Here is a 13,572-nt window from a genome sequence, read left to right as displayed (position 1 = left end):
CGTTTCTCAACAGCCTGCTAGCGCCACCAGCCCGGCAAAGAGAGCCTTGAACATGAGCGAAATTCATGAGAATGCTCAACATGCGGAAAAACCTTGCAGCTTTGCTATCATCGCCGCCTTTGTTTCCGCTCTCTCCAGGTAGCTCCCCATGTCCGATCGCAGCGCCCGTCTCCAGGCCCTTCAGCAAGCTCTGAAAGAACGCATCCTGATCCTCGATGGCGGCATGGGTACCATGATCCAGAGCTACAAGCTGGAGGAAGAGGACTACCGTGGCGCACGCTTCGCCGACTGGCCGAGCGACGTGAAGGGCAACAACGACCTGCTGCTGCTCAGCCGCCCGGACGTGATCCAGGCCATCGAGAAGGCTTACCTGGATGCCGGCGCCGACATCCTGGAAACCAACACCTTCAACGCCACCCAGGTGTCCCAGGCCGACTACGGCATGGAGTCGCTGGTGTATGAGCTGAACGTCGAAGGTGCGCGCCTGGCCCGTGAAGTGGCCGATGCCAAGACCCTGGAAACCCCGAACAAGCCGCGCTTCGTCGCCGGCGTACTCGGCCCAACCAGCCGTACCTGCTCGATTTCCCCGGACGTCAACGACCCCGGCTACCGCAACGTCACCTTCGACGAACTGGTGGAAAACTACGTCGAGGCCACCCGCGGCTTGATCGAGGGCGGCGCCGACCTGATTCTGATCGAGACCATCTTCGACACCCTCAACGCCAAGGCGGCGATCTTCGCCGTGCAGCAGGTGTTCGAAGACGACAACGTCGAACTGCCGATCATGATCTCCGGCACCATCACCGACGCCTCCGGCCGCACCCTGTCCGGGCAGACCACCGAGGCCTTCTGGAACTCGGTAGCGCACGCCAACCCGATTTCCGTAGGCCTGAACTGCGCCCTCGGCGCCAAGGACCTGCGCCCGTACCTGGAAGAGCTGTCGACCAAGGCCGGCACGCATGTGTCCGCCCACCCCAACGCCGGCCTGCCCAACGCCTTCGGTGAATACGACGAGACCCCGGCCGAGATGGCCGCCGTGGTCGAAGAGTTCGCCGCCTCCGGCTTCTTGAACATCATTGGCGGTTGCTGCGGCACCACCCCGCCGCACATCCAGGCGATTGCCGAGGCAGTCAGCAAATACAAGCCGCGCGCCATTCCGGACATCCCCAAGGCCTGCCGCCTGTCCGGCCTGGAGCCGTTCACCATCGACCGCAACTCGCTATTTGTGAACGTCGGCGAGCGCACCAACATCACCGGCTCGGCCAAATTCGCCCGGCTGATCCGCGAGGAAAACTACACCGAGGCCTTGGAAGTCGCCCTGCAGCAGGTGGAAGCCGGCGCCCAGGTGATCGACATCAACATGGACGAAGGGATGCTCGATTCCCAGGCGGCCATGGTCAAGTTCCTCAACCTGATCGCCGGTGAACCGGACATCTCGCGCGTGCCGATCATGATCGACTCCTCCAAGTGGGAAGTGATCGAGGCCGGCCTCAAGTGCATCCAGGGCAAGGGCATCGTCAACTCGATCTCCATGAAGGAAGGCGTCGAGCAGTTCAAGCACCACGCCAAACTGTGCAAGCGCTACGGCGCCGCCGTGGTGGTGATGGCCTTCGACGAAGTCGGCCAGGCCGACACCGCCGCGCGCAAGCGCGAGATCTGCCAGCGCAGCTACGACATCCTGGTCAATGAAGTGGGCTTCCCGCCGGAAGACATCATCTTCGACCCGAACATTTTCGCCGTCGCCACCGGCATCGAAGAACACAACAACTACGCCGTGGACTTCATCGAAGCCTGCGCCTATATCCGCGACCACCTGCCCTACGCCCTATCGAGCGGCGGCGTTTCCAACGTGTCGTTCTCCTTCCGTGGCAACAACCCGGTGCGCGAGGCGATCCACTCGGTGTTCCTCTACCACGCGATCCAGAACGGCCTGACCATGGGCATCGTCAACGCCGGCCAGCTGGAAATCTACGACGAGATTCCCAAGGACCTGCGCGAGAAGGTCGAGGACGTGGTGCTTAACCGCCACGAAGGCGGCACCGAGGCCCTGCTGGCCATCGCCGACAACTACCGTGGCGACGGCAGCGTCAAGGAAGCCGAAACCGAGGAGTGGCGCGCCCTGCCGGTTGGCAAGCGCCTGGAACACGCGCTGGTCAAAGGCATCACCGCCTTTATCGTCGAAGACACCGAGGAGTGCCGCCAGCAGTGCGCGCGCCCCATCGAAGTGATCGAAGGCCCGCTGATGAGCGGGATGAACGTGGTCGGCGACCTGTTCGGCGCCGGCAAGATGTTCCTGCCCCAGGTGGTCAAATCCGCCCGCGTGATGAAGCAGGCCGTGGCCCACCTGATCCCCTTTATCGAAGCCGAGAAAGGCGATAAGCCGGAAGCCAAGGGCAAGATCCTCATGGCCACCGTGAAGGGCGACGTGCACGACATCGGCAAGAACATCGTCGGCGTGGTGCTCGGCTGTAACGGCTACGACATCGTCGACCTGGGCGTAATGGTGCCGGCGGAGAAGATCCTGCAGACGGCCATCGCCGAGAAGTGCGACATCATTGGCCTGTCCGGCCTGATCACCCCGTCGCTGGACGAGATGGTGCATGTCGCCCGCGAAATGCAGCGCCAGGGCTTCAGCCTGCCGCTGATGATCGGTGGCGCCACCACCTCGAAAGCCCACACCGCGGTGAAGATCGAGCCCAAGTACCAGAACGACGCCGTGGTCTACGTCACCGACGCCTCGCGCGCGGTCGGCGTGGCCACCCAGCTGCTCTCCAAGGAGCTGAAAGCCGGCTTCGTCGAACGTACCCGCGCCGAATACGTGGAAGTGCGCGAACGCACCGCCGCACGCAGCTCGCGCACCGAGCGCCTGCCCTACGCCGCCGCCGTGGCCAACAAGCCGAAGTTCGACTGGAGCAGCTACCAGGCCAGCAAGCCGAGCTTCACCGGGGTGAAGGTGCTGGACGATATCGACCTGGCGACCCTGGCCGAATACATCGACTGGACGCCGTTCTTCATCTCCTGGGACCTGGCCGGCAAGTACCCGCGCATCCTCACCGATGAAGTGGTCGGCGAAGCCGCCACCGCGCTGTTTGAAGATGCCCAGGCGATGCTGAAAAAGCTGATCGACGAGAAGCTGATCAGCGCCCGCGCGGTGTTCGGTTTCTGGCCGGCCAACCAGGTCGACCACGATGACATCGAAGTCTACGGCGACGACGGCCAACAGCTGGCCAAGCTGCATCACCTGCGCCAGCAGACCATCAAGCCGGACGGCAAACCGAATCTGGCCCTGGCCGACTTCGTCGCACCCAAGGACAGCGGCGTGACTGACTATGTCGGCGGTTTCATCACCACCGCCGGCATCGGCGCCGAGGAAGTGGCCAAGGCCTACCAGGACGCCGGCGACGACTACAACTCGATCATGGTCAAAGCCCTGGCCGACCGCCTGGCCGAAGCCTGCGCCGAGTGGCTACACGAACAGGTGCGCAAGAATTACTGGGGTTATGCCCAGGACGAGCAGCTGAGCAACGAGGAGCTGATCAAGGAAGCCTACAAGGGCATCCGCCCGGCCCCCGGCTACCCGGCCTGCCCGGACCACACCGAGAAAAAGACTCTGTTCACCCTGCTCGACCCCGCGGCCGAGTTCAACCAAGCCGGCCACAGTGGCGTGTTCCTCACAGAACACTACGCCATGTTCCCCGCCGCCGCCGTCAGCGGCTGGTACTTCGCCCACCCCGAGGCGCAGTACTTCGCGGTGGGCAAGGTCGACAAGGACCAGGTGGACAGCTATACGGCGCGCAAAGGTCAGGAGCTGGCGGTGAGCGAGCGTTGGTTGGCGCCGAATCTGGGGTATGACAACTGAGGAAAGCCACTGAGCCGTAGCATGGGGTGAGCACAGCGATATACATCTGTGTGCCCCTCCACTATGGAGATCGGCGCCTAGCGCCTGACCCTAAATACATGAAGGTGGGCAAAGTGAAGTTAATAGGTCTACTAGCCGGGTTATTACTGACCGCACTGATAGGTGGCTGTGCAAAACACCCACTAACCAATGCAAGTGTTACATCGGTAGAAACCGACGGACATGGGAAAATCAGCATGGGCGACACTGCATATATCCACTATATATGCCCATGCCTAAAAACCTATAGAGTTCAAAAAGAGATCCAAATATCCGGACTACCTGCAATACCAGCGCAATCCATCTGGATAGCCCGTTTTAATAACGCCAAAACCGGGGAAACATATTTAGTCAACGACAACTACCATCTGCAACTAGCCCTCGTCATGAGGAACGGTGCCATCAACCCGGTAAAAGCAGTCGCACAATTTGCAGGAATGAAAAAGAGCAGAACCTGGCCACTTTCCAGCCCTAGCGACTCGACAGCATTACAGCCCGACGGCTACAGCTTTAACTCCCCCTCATGGAAGCTCCAATATCTGGGGCTAGACAAAGAAAACAACAAAGTCCTTCGCTTCTCGATTTCCAACATAAGCGGTAGCGAAACAATAGGACAAGTCGAATACAACCATAACTTAGCCAACGGCAATAGCTTCGTTATCAAAGGCGTCAAATTCGAGGTTCTAGAAAAAGGAAACGACGGCACACTCGCTTATAGCTATAGCGCTAACGAGTAACTTAGTGTCTCCTCTCGAACTCATCGCCTCCGCCCTCGGCATCACCTCTGTCTGGCTGACCGTGCGGCAGAACCCACTGTGCTGGCCTATCGGCCTGGTGATGGTGCTGCTCTACGCCTGGTTCTTCTTCGATGCTCGCCTGTACTCTCTGGTGCTGCTGCACGGGGTATTCGCCGCCATGCAGCTGTACGGCTGGTGGGTATGGCGCCAGGACGTGGACGCAAGCGGCAAACGACCGGTCAGCGCAGCGGGCCGCAACGAGATATTGATCGGCGCAGGTGTGGCGCTGCTGATTGGTCTGCTGCTGGGGCTGACCATGCAGAGCTTCACCGAAGCCATCTACCCCTGGCCGGATGCCCTGCTCACCGCCTTCAGCCTGCTCGCCCAGTTGTGGATGGCGCTCAAACGCTGGCAGTGCTGGGTGCTGTGGATAGTGGTCGACGTGCTCTATGTCGGCTTCTTTGCCTTCCAGGGTTACTGGCTGACGGCCGCCCTGTATGCCGTATTCACCGCCCTGGCCGTGCTCGGCCTGCGCGAATGGCGGGCCTCGCGGGTGCAGCCGGCATGAAGGTGGTGGTGCTCACCGGCCCCGAGTCCAGTGGCAAGACCTTCCTTACCGAGCGTCTGCAGCAACGCTTCGGCGGCCTGGTGGTCGGCGAATACGTGCGCCATTTCATCGAGCAGGAGCGCCGCGACACCCGTCTGGCGGATATTCCGGCCATCGCCCGTGGCCAGCTGGCCTGGGAGGATGCCGCCCGCATCCGAGCGCCCGAACTGCTGATCCTCGACACCCACCTGCTGAGCAATATGCTGTGGAGCAGCACCCTGTTCGGCGCCTGCCCGGACTGGCTCGAAACAGAGCTGCTGCAACGCCATTACGACCTGCACCTGCTGCTCTCGCCGCAGGGCGTGGACTGGCACGACGACGGACAGCGCTGCCAGCCGCAACTGGCCGACCGCCAACGCTTTTACCAGGATTGCCGCGATTGGCTGCGGCGGCATGCCCGCCCCTGGACGGAAGTCGGCGGCGACTGGCTGCAGCGCGAGGCTCAAGCCATCGAACAGGTACGCCAACTGCTTGGCTAACCGGCTGTTGAATAACGACCTGCGCTGCCGATACCGCGTTAAAAACGGCCACACACCCCTAATGCCGATCAGTCCCTTTCCTGTATCAGGCAGAGAGCGCTTTTTGTAGGAGCCAGCTTGCTGGCGATGTTTTGGCTCCGCTGATCGCCAGCAAGCTGGCTCCTACAGAGGCTCGGATGTCCTGGAGTCAAACGCTTTACTGATCGGCATTAGCCACACACGCCCCCTGGCAGCCATCCCGTTCGCTGCATCACGAGCTGTCAGCGACGCCCGCGCACCAACCCCATCCGCGCGCGAATGCGCGACAACGCCACATTGGTGATGCCCAGGTAGCTCGCCACATGATGCAGCGGGATGCGCTCGGCCAGCTCGCCACGCTGCTCGAGGAAGGCCCGATAACGCGCCTCGGCATCCAGCAGCAGGAGCTCGGCCTCGCGCTGGGCACTACGGGCCAGCACGGCGCGAATGGCGTCGCTGAGCAGTTCCTGCACCAGCGGCAGTTCGGCCTGCCACAGGCGCAGCTCGGCATAGCTCAGCTCCAGCACCTGGGTCGGCTCCAGGGCGAAGATATCCACCGGGCTGGTCGTGGCGAAGGGCGGCGTGCCCCAGCCGACCCAGCTGCCTTCGGCATGGAAGGCGGCATTGCGTTCGACGCCCTGCGCCGAGAGGTGCGCCACCCGCACCAGGCCACTAGCGACAAACCAGACCCGCTCGACCGTCTGGCCGGCCATAAGCAAGGGCTGGCCGACCGCGTACTCGCGGCGTGGCAGGGTCTGCCAGCGCGCGGCCAACTGCGGATGCCGGTCGAGTTGACCGAGCAGGTGCGGCGCGCAGGCCAGGCAATCGTACAGAGAGGTGTCGGTCATAAACCCAGGTTAATGCAGCCGCAGGACGGGAGGCGAAAACTAGCACCATCGCATAACGAATGACAGCCGCATGAACACGCTCACCCAACTGAACTGGGCCCACCTAGGCGCCCTGCTGCTGGCGGCCGGCTGGGCTGCGCTGGCGCTGCAACTGAACTGGGGCAGCATGCCGCTGCTGCTCGGCGGTCTGATGCTGGTGCTGACCTGGTTCGCCTTCTGCGAATGGCGCTGGCCCTACCGCGAAGACTGGCGCGCACAACCCGTGGATCGCCGCCGCGACGCCCTGTTCGCCATCGCCCTGCTGGGCGCCGACGCGCTGGCCGATCTGTTGATCCGTGGCCTGGTCATGCACCTCAACGCGCACGGCGCCGGCCCCGCCGCCGCACTACCACTGTGGCTGGCGGTGCCGGCCGCGGCCCTGCTCGGTGAATTCGGCGACTACTGGCTGCACCGCCTCAAGCACCGCGGCGGCTGGTTGTGGCGCGTGCATTTCGTCCACCATCGACCCAGCGCGCTGAATGTGACCAACAACTTCACCACCCACCCGCTGGATCTGCTGCTGCGCAAGAGCGTGCATGTGCTGCCGCTCTGGCTGCTGGGCTTCGATCCGCTGGCCATCGCCCTGGCCGGGCTGTTCAGCCAGACCCAGTCCTTCGCCACCCATGCCAACAGCCGCGGCACCCTGGGTTGGCTGAACTACCTGATCGGCAGCGCCGAGCTGCACCGCTGGCATCACAGCGTCAAGGTGGACGAAGCCCTCAACTTCGGCACCGCCCTGCCACTCTGGGATCAGCTGTTCGGCACCTACCGCCGCCATGGTGCTCCCAAACGGGTCGGCGTAATCGCGCCACAAGCGCCGGCGGAACAGGACACCCTCGGCTTGCTGCTGCACCCGCTGCGCCGCGCCGTGCCTGGGCCAAGCGTGCAGCCGCAGGCCTGATCAGGCCCGGCTGCGGGATGTTGCCGATTCGGCTAAGCTGCGCGCCCACCACCAGCCAGCAGAGGGATCTCATGGCCACGCCCCACTCGCGCGCACAACTGCTGCGTAATCCCCTGTTCGGCCTCGCCCTGCTGGCCAGCCCCGCCTTCGCCGACTGCGGCGAAGACGCGGAGCTGGCCGTGGCCTTCATGAACCAGTACCTGGCGCTGATCGTCGAGACGCCGGAGCGGGACGTGACGCAGTGGCTGCGGGAACAACCGCTGGCCAGTGCCGAGCTCGCCGCGGCCTATGCCGCCGAACAGGCGCGCGGCCGCGCTATCGATGCCGAAATGGGCTGGGGCGTCGACCTCCTCCTCGACGCCCAGGACTCGCCCGATCAGGGCTTCACCCTGGCCCAGTGCGGCCCCGCGCCAGACCATGTGCAGCTGCGCGGCATCGACTGGACGGAGTTCCGCGTCACCCTGCGTCTGGCCGATACGCCCCATGGCCGCCGGGTGGCCGGGGCCGGTCGGATCAACATCGGCGAGGCCGAGCGAGCGCCACGCTGACCGCTGCCGACACCATCCGCCAGCACACCGGGCACCACATCCGGACATAATGCCAACAGCCTTTTACCCCGAGACAACGCAGGAAGCCCATGTCGCCCATTACCTATATCCGCCTTCATCCCTCTGCCGGCCTGCTGTTCGTGCAGCTGCTCGGCGTGTTGCTCTACCCCTGGATGGAAGCCACCGCGCTCGGCCGAGCGCTGTTCGGTGCCTTCGGCCTGGTGGTGCTGGGCATGGCCCTGCATGTGGTCAAGCGCAGCCCGACCCAGACCTGGGTCGCCGTGCTGCTGGCCCTGCTGGTACTGGCGCTGTCGTCGATCAACATCCTGATGCCCAGCCCCGTATTGGAATGGTTGATCGCCATTCTGGAAGCCGCCTTCTACTTCTATGCCGCCGCCAGCCTGATCGCCTACATGACCGCCGACCAGCACGCCACCACCGATGAGCTATACGCGGTCGGCGCGACCTTTACCCTGCTGGCCTGGGCCTTCGCCCACCTGTTCACCTTCTGCCAACTGCTGCTGCCCGGCAGCTTCACGGCGATGTTCGAGCCACAGGCGGCGCGCACCTGGATGGAGCTGTTGTTCCTCAGCTTCACCACCCTGTCCGGCGTCGGCCTGGGCGATATCGTGCCGGTAACGCCCATGGCCCGCTCGCTGGTGATGATCGAGGAATTCGCCGGGGTCATGTACCTGGCGCTGGTGGTGTCACGGCTGATTGCCCTGTCGGTGAATAAGCGCTGAATCCTTGCCACAGAAAGCAAAAAGCCCGCATATGCGGGCTTTTTCTTGCCGGATGGGCGGGGTTACTTCTTCACCTCGAAATCGCGCCCCCACAGACGGATCGACTGCACGCCCTCGACCGGTCCCTCGAAGACGAATTTCTGCCGCACGCCGGTCAGCGCTGGAATGGTCACGTCGTCCGGGTTGACCAGGCCCGGCAATGGCGCACTGGAATAACCCTCCTGGTCGATGGCCAGCAAAGCGCCAGTCATGCGCAGGTTGATCAGGCGCAACGGTTTGTCAGTGGTGTTCTTGAACCCCAGCAAGGCATTCAGGCTGCCATCTTCGACGGCCTCGACCTTGAGCAGCTGCACGCTGACCTGGCCATCGAGCTGCTCCAGGCTGGAGACGACGATCGAGCCATCGGCGCCCTGGGCCTCCACACGGCCTTCGGTGACGCCGTCCGACACACCGCCCAGCAGGTTCTTGCCGGCGGTGATTGCCGTGGACACGGCCGCCTTGGCGGAGTCCTTGATGGTGCTCGAATCGCTTGCCGCTTCGTCGGCGAAAGCAGCCGGCGCGGCGAGTGCAAAAGCCAAGGTAATCGCCAGCGGTGAAATCCTGCTCATGGTCGTACTCCTGTAATGACGACGGCTGAAAAGAGCCACAGAGTGACCGCAGGCCATCGGAAAAGCGAGCCGGCGAGCGGGAAACTCCCAACTGGCTAACGATTTTTCTGTGCGCGCCGCATCAACTGCAGCAGGCAGGAACTCGCGCCGGCGAACCAGCGCTGTCCCCGACATAGCAGTTATCGGGGCTCAGTGGTGATCACTGCTAGGCTGCCTTCATCAGTCCACCGCCACAGGAAGCCGCCATGCCAACCCCCCACGCGCCCTTCGTGCTCGAAGCCGGGCATGGCCCGGCAGTGGTCTGCCTGCACGCCAATGCCAGCACCTCCAGCCAATGGCGCGACCTGAGCGAGCGCCTGGCACCTACCCACCATGTTCTGGCACCAGACTCCTACGGCTCGGGAAAAAGCCCGGACTGGTCGTCGGATCGGCTCATCAGCCTGCGCGACGAAGTCGAGTTCATCGAACCGGTACTGGCCCGGGCCGGCTCCCCTTTCGTCCTGATCGGTCACTCCTACGGTGCCGCCATCGCCCTGCTGGCCGCCCTCAAGCATCCGCGCCGGGTGCGCGCCCTGGTGCTGTATGAGCCGACCCTGTTTGCCCTCATCGATGCGCAGACGCCACCGCCCAACCGTGCCGATGGTATCCGCGCCACCGTGGCGGCAGCCAGCAGCGCCCTCGACCAGGGCCAGCCGGAACGCGCCGCCGAATGCTTTATCGACTACTGGATGGGCGCCGGCAGCTGGGCGCACATGCCGGAACAGCGCAAACCGGCGATAGCCGCCTCCACGCGCAATGTGCGGCGCTGGGCCCATGCGCTATTGACCGAGCCCACACCACTGGCGGCCTTTGCCCAACTCGACATGCCGGTGCTCTATCTGCTCGGCAAGCATTCGCCCGATGCGGCCCATGCCGTGGCCGAATTGCTGCTGCCGGTATTGCCCCATGCAGAGCGGCGCCAGTTCGAGGAACTGGGCCACATGGGGCCGGTCACTCACCCGCAGATCGTCGACAAGGCCATAGTCCGCTTCCTGCAACGACTCTGAGGGCATCTGGTGCGGCAAGCGAATGGCTGCGCAGCTTTCCTGACGGCCCATAAAAGCTGACCAACCCGATACAAAATCATAACCAGACGCATAAGCCGTACAGGCATAATGCCAGCCATCTCACGCGCCCCAGTGGCCCCCAAACTGCCCTGAACCAGCAAATGCCCTTGATCATTCTTGCCCTCGCCGCCGCCCTGCTCGCTCTAGCCCTGCTGATCCGCCTGCTGCAGCGTGAACGCCAGGCCCGGCAGCGGCTGGAACTGCACGACCAGTTATTCGACAAACTCAGCGACGGCGTACTGCTGATCGGCCGCGACGGGAATATCCGTCAACACAACCAGGCCGCCGCCGGCCTGCTGGGCAAGGCCGGCAGCGAGTTGCTCGGCTTACCCCTGACGGACGCGGTGCCGCAGCTGGCGCAAACCGAACCCCTGGCCGCCGGGCAACGCCTGCAGATAGTCAGCGCCACGGGTAGCCGCCTCGCGCTGGAAGTCTGCCGCCTCGGCGAGGCCGCAGAGAGCCTCGTACTGCTACAGCCGGCCAGCGAAGCGGAACGTTCCATGGAAGATATCGAGCGTTTCAAGCGCAGCCAGTACTTCGCCCGTATCGGCACCTGGGACTGGGATGTCGATACCAATCGCCTGTACTGGTCCGAAGCCATCTACGCCATGTTCGGCCATGCGGTCGGCGCCGTGACGCCCAGTTACGAGCTGTTCTGCGCCAGTCTGCATCCGGATGATCGTGAGCGGGTGCGTGCCGGCGAGCTGCGTTGCATCGAGACCGGCGAGAACCACGACGAGGAATACCGGGTGGTCTGGCCGGACGGCAGCGTGCACTGGCTGCGCGAGACCGGCAACGTGGTGCAGAACGAACAGGGCGTGGCGGTAAAGATGATGGGCGTGGTCCGCGACATCACCGAGGAGAAGGCCTGGGCCAGCCAAATGCACCAGTTGGCACACCACGATGCGCTGACCGGCCTGCCCAACCGCCTGGCCTTCGAGGACCGCCTGAGCAATGCCCTGGAACGTGCGCGGCGCAATGCGACTCGGGTGGCTCTGGTGTTCATCGACCTAAACGACTTCAAGGCGATCAACGATGCCCACGGCCATGCCGCTGGCGACCAGGTGCTGGTCAGCACGGCGCGACGACTGAAAACCGCCCTGCGTGAATCAGATAGCGTGGCGCGGATTGGCGGCGACGAGTTCGTCGTCATCCTCGAAGGGCTGGCGCTCGGCCGCGCCCTCGAAGAAGAAGCCCGCAGCATCGGCGAGAAGATCTTCGGCGCGCTGGCGCTACCGCTCGGCGACGGCGACCAGCCGCAGCGCATCGACGCCAGCCTGGGTATCGCGGTATTCCCGGATCACGCGCCGAGCATGGACCGGCTCATCCATGTCGCCGACCTGGCGATGTACGAGGCCAAGCGCAGCGGCGAAAACCAGTATCGCCTGGGCAACGACGGTCAGCAGCGCGCCAGCGTCGACTAACGTTGGCGAATCAGCTCAGGCTGGAGCTGGAGCGGCGGATGATCTTGATCGAGTGTTTCAGCGCCGGCTTGCGCGTCACGCTGATCGCGCGGCGGGTTACCGTGTCGATGGTGATGTTCCAGAAGCCACTGTTAGGCACGGTGATCTTCGCCGGGAACTTGTCGAACGCGCCGCCGTGGTAGGCATGGCGCCCGCCATTCTTGAAGCTGCGAAAGTTCGCATCGCTCATCAGGCGGATATTGCAGGGCTGCGAGCACTCGATGACGACGATATCGTCTTCGTTGAGATGTTCGCGCTGGTGTATGTATTTCATCGGTGTGTCCCCACACTTTTTCCGGCGCGCACCATAGCACAGGCGCTACCGGCACGCAGATGGATCGTCAGCTAACCTTAGCCGGTCGGCCGCCTGCGGTCGGCAATCGTCACGCACTCGCCACCGGACAAGGATGCCCTGCATGCATCGTCGGCTAATACTGCTTCTGCCCTTGCTGCTCACTGCCTGCAGCAGCCCCGCCTACTTCCAGGCCGTACACCCTTCCAATCCGGATAATGCCGTGCTCTACCTGTATCGTCCCGAAGCAAGCAATCCGGGGCTGATGCAACCCCTGCGCTTCGACTACCCGGAAGTGTTCATCGACGGCCAGAGCATCGGTGCGTTGAAGTTCAACCAGTATCGGCATCTCGAACTCGCGCCCGGAACCCACAGTGTGCGGATTACCGGCCTGAGCCCGGCAGCCAAATGGCCGGCTCGCGATATCGAGCAGAAGGTCACCCTAAGCCCGGCACAGATCAAATTCCTGAAGCTGAATGTGCAGTACAACCTGAATGAAATGGTCATCGGCCAGCCTGCGCCAAGCTACTCGATTCACCTGACACCGATGCGCAGCGAAGAAGCCCTCTACGAGATTCGCCACACCAAACCCTAAGATCCATCAGGAGAATGTCCATGCCCACCATCAATAATCTTGGTTTTTTGCTGCTCAGCGCTGCGCTGCTCAGCGCCTGCACCAGCCAGGCACAAGATGAGCCGCTGACCCGCGACGTGGACACCAGCCAGGTCACCATCGAGGGTGTGCCCGGCGGCGTGAGCACTCAGGTCGAGAAAATCAGCGCCCTGGTCAGCGCCATCGATTATGAGCAGCGCAGCTTTACCCTGGAGGATGCCCAGGGCCATCAGCGCAGCTTCACGGCCCCGCCGGAGATGATCAACTTTCCGCAGTTGAAGGTCGGCGACAAGGTCAATGCCACCGTCGCCGTGGAACAGGTGGTATTCCTGCGTGAGCCGGGCGCCGTCAGTGAAGATGGCGCCGCCGGGCTGGTTGCCGCGCCGCCGGCTGGTTCCAAACCGGGCATGCTGGTGGCCGATACCGTCGAGGTCACTGCAGTGGTCAAGGTCATCGACAGCAAACAGCGCACCGCCACCCTGGAATTCGCCGATGGCACGCGCAAGACCGTGCAGGTGCGCCCGGACGTGCAGCTCAAAGACGAGTACCTGAACCGCCAGGTGGTGATTCGCCTGAGTTCGGCACTGGCCATCAGCGTCGAACCCCAGTAAGCGACTGCGCTCGGCGGGCATCGCCCGCCGAGCCGGCCACGCTTCGCCGCTACCGCGCGCG

The 13,572-nt window shown here is 63.5% G+C and carries 14 protein-coding genes; 11 read left to right on the top strand and 3 right to left on the bottom strand.

Annotated elements, in window-relative coordinates; genetic code table 11:
* Positions 1–148: 148 nt before the first annotated feature.
* The 4 genes from metH to LRS11_RS14240 all read left to right on the top strand — a co-directional run bounded on the left by metH (position 149) and on the right by LRS11_RS14240 (position 5,721).
* A complete protein-coding gene (gene metH, locus LRS11_RS14255; RefSeq protein WP_260493602.1) occupies positions 149–3,859 on the top strand; it encodes a methionine synthase in 3,711 nt (1,236 codons plus the stop codon).
* A gap of 98 nt (positions 3,860–3,957) precedes the next feature.
* Complete coding sequence (locus LRS11_RS14250; RefSeq protein ID WP_260493601.1) at positions 3,958–4,635, top strand: hypothetical protein; 678 nt, start codon at positions 3,958–3,960, stop codon at positions 4,633–4,635.
* A 4-nt stretch (positions 4,636–4,639) separates the two neighbouring features.
* Positions 4,640–5,203, top strand: coding sequence for a nicotinamide riboside transporter PnuC (gene pnuC, locus LRS11_RS14245; RefSeq protein WP_260493600.1), 564 nt, complete (start codon positions 4,640–4,642; stop codon positions 5,201–5,203).
* Complete coding sequence (locus tag LRS11_RS14240) at positions 5,200–5,721, top strand: AAA family ATPase (RefSeq protein WP_260496926.1); 522 nt, start codon at positions 5,200–5,202, stop codon at positions 5,719–5,721. The genes pnuC and LRS11_RS14240 overlap by 4 nt, the downstream gene beginning before the upstream one ends.
* Before the next feature lie 260 nt (positions 5,722–5,981).
* Here LRS11_RS14240 and LRS11_RS14235 read toward each other — a convergent pair whose 3' ends face one another.
* On the bottom strand, positions 5,982–6,587 hold the full coding sequence (locus LRS11_RS14235; RefSeq protein WP_260493599.1) for a Crp/Fnr family transcriptional regulator: 606 nt from the start codon (positions 6,585–6,587) through the stop codon (positions 5,982–5,984).
* A gap of 70 nt (positions 6,588–6,657) precedes the next feature.
* Here LRS11_RS14235 and LRS11_RS14230 point away from each other — a divergent pair, with 70 nt between their 5' ends.
* From LRS11_RS14230 to LRS11_RS14220, 3 genes are all read left to right on the top strand, one after another.
* A complete protein-coding gene (locus tag LRS11_RS14230) occupies positions 6,658–7,527 on the top strand; it encodes a sterol desaturase family protein (protein ID WP_260493598.1) in 870 nt (289 codons plus the stop codon).
* A gap of 71 nt (positions 7,528–7,598) precedes the next feature.
* Complete coding sequence (locus LRS11_RS14225; protein WP_260493597.1) at positions 7,599–8,075, top strand: hypothetical protein; 477 nt, start codon at positions 7,599–7,601, stop codon at positions 8,073–8,075.
* Positions 8,076–8,164: 89 nt separating this feature from the next.
* Positions 8,165–8,818: a potassium channel family protein gene (locus LRS11_RS14220; protein WP_260493596.1), complete on the top strand. Its 654-nt coding sequence runs from the start codon at positions 8,165–8,167 to the stop codon at positions 8,816–8,818.
* 62 nt (positions 8,819–8,880) lie between these two features.
* On the opposite strand, the gene LRS11_RS14215 is transcribed toward LRS11_RS14220, so the two are convergent.
* Positions 8,881–9,426 (bottom strand): hypothetical protein, encoded by a 546-nt coding sequence (locus LRS11_RS14215; protein WP_260493595.1) that lies wholly within the window; start codon positions 9,424–9,426, stop codon positions 8,881–8,883.
* A 245-nt stretch (positions 9,427–9,671) separates the two neighbouring features.
* Between LRS11_RS14215 and LRS11_RS14210 the strand changes: the two genes are divergently transcribed.
* Complete coding sequence (locus LRS11_RS14210) at positions 9,672–10,472, top strand: alpha/beta fold hydrolase (RefSeq protein WP_260493594.1); 801 nt, start codon at positions 9,672–9,674, stop codon at positions 10,470–10,472.
* A gap of 161 nt (positions 10,473–10,633) precedes the next feature.
* The gene (locus LRS11_RS14205) at positions 10,634–11,956 is read left to right on the top strand and encodes a sensor domain-containing diguanylate cyclase (protein ID WP_260493593.1); all 1,323 of its coding nucleotides are present in this window, start codon (positions 10,634–10,636) and stop codon (positions 11,954–11,956) included.
* A 10-nt stretch (positions 11,957–11,966) separates the two neighbouring features.
* Here the strand turns inward: LRS11_RS14205 and LRS11_RS14200 are convergent, their stop codons facing one another.
* Positions 11,967–12,269 carry a DUF1883 domain-containing protein gene (locus tag LRS11_RS14200; protein WP_173205684.1) on the bottom strand — a complete coding sequence of 101 codons (303 nt, stop codon included), beginning with the start codon at positions 12,267–12,269 and terminating at the stop codon, positions 11,967–11,969.
* A 142-nt stretch (positions 12,270–12,411) separates the two neighbouring features.
* On the opposite strand from LRS11_RS14200, the gene LRS11_RS14195 reads away from it, so the two are divergent.
* Together LRS11_RS14195 and LRS11_RS14190 are read left to right on the top strand one after the other, a co-directional pair.
* Positions 12,412–12,882, top strand: coding sequence for a DUF2846 domain-containing protein (locus tag LRS11_RS14195; protein ID WP_260493592.1), 471 nt, complete (start codon positions 12,412–12,414; stop codon positions 12,880–12,882).
* Between the two features lie 20 nt (positions 12,883–12,902).
* The gene (locus LRS11_RS14190; RefSeq protein WP_260493591.1) at positions 12,903–13,511 is read left to right on the top strand and encodes a hypothetical protein; all 609 of its coding nucleotides are present in this window, start codon (positions 12,903–12,905) and stop codon (positions 13,509–13,511) included.
* Positions 13,512–13,572 lie beyond the last annotated feature (61 nt).

Source organism: Pseudomonas sp. J452, from assembly GCF_024666525.1.
Lineage (GTDB): Bacteria > Pseudomonadota > Gammaproteobacteria > Pseudomonadales > Pseudomonadaceae > Aquipseudomonas.
Note: the sequence above shows the minus strand (reverse complement) of the source record. Positions and strands in the feature narration are given on the sequence as shown.

Excerpts from the sequence above, each read along its gene's own strand:
- metH (WP_260493602.1), top strand. The coding sequence starts at position 149 with ATGTCCGATCGCAGCGCCCGTCTCCAGGCCCTTCAGCAAGCTCTGAAA.
- LRS11_RS14250 (WP_260493601.1), top strand. The coding sequence starts at position 3,958 with ATGAAGGTGGGCAAAGTGAAGTTAATAGGTCTACTAGCCGGGTTATTA.
- LRS11_RS14240 (WP_260496926.1), top strand. The coding sequence starts at position 5,200 with ATGAAGGTGGTGGTGCTCACCGGCCCCGAGTCCAGTGGCAAGACCTTC.
- LRS11_RS14235 (WP_260493599.1), bottom strand. The coding sequence starts at position 6,587 with ATGACCGACACCTCTCTGTACGATTGCCTGGCCTGCGCGCCGCACCTG.
- LRS11_RS14230 (WP_260493598.1), top strand. The coding sequence starts at position 6,658 with ATGAACACGCTCACCCAACTGAACTGGGCCCACCTAGGCGCCCTGCTG.
- LRS11_RS14225 (WP_260493597.1), top strand. The coding sequence starts at position 7,599 with ATGGCCACGCCCCACTCGCGCGCACAACTGCTGCGTAATCCCCTGTTC.
- LRS11_RS14220 (WP_260493596.1), top strand. The coding sequence starts at position 8,165 with ATGTCGCCCATTACCTATATCCGCCTTCATCCCTCTGCCGGCCTGCTG.
- LRS11_RS14215 (WP_260493595.1), bottom strand. The coding sequence starts at position 9,426 with ATGAGCAGGATTTCACCGCTGGCGATTACCTTGGCTTTTGCACTCGCC.
- LRS11_RS14210 (WP_260493594.1), top strand. The coding sequence starts at position 9,672 with ATGCCAACCCCCCACGCGCCCTTCGTGCTCGAAGCCGGGCATGGCCCG.
- LRS11_RS14205 (WP_260493593.1), top strand. The coding sequence starts at position 10,634 with ATGCCCTTGATCATTCTTGCCCTCGCCGCCGCCCTGCTCGCTCTAGCC.
- LRS11_RS14200 (WP_173205684.1), bottom strand. The coding sequence starts at position 12,269 with ATGAAATACATACACCAGCGCGAACATCTCAACGAAGACGATATCGTC.
- LRS11_RS14195 (WP_260493592.1), top strand. The coding sequence starts at position 12,412 with ATGCATCGTCGGCTAATACTGCTTCTGCCCTTGCTGCTCACTGCCTGC.
- LRS11_RS14190 (WP_260493591.1), top strand. The coding sequence starts at position 12,903 with ATGCCCACCATCAATAATCTTGGTTTTTTGCTGCTCAGCGCTGCGCTG.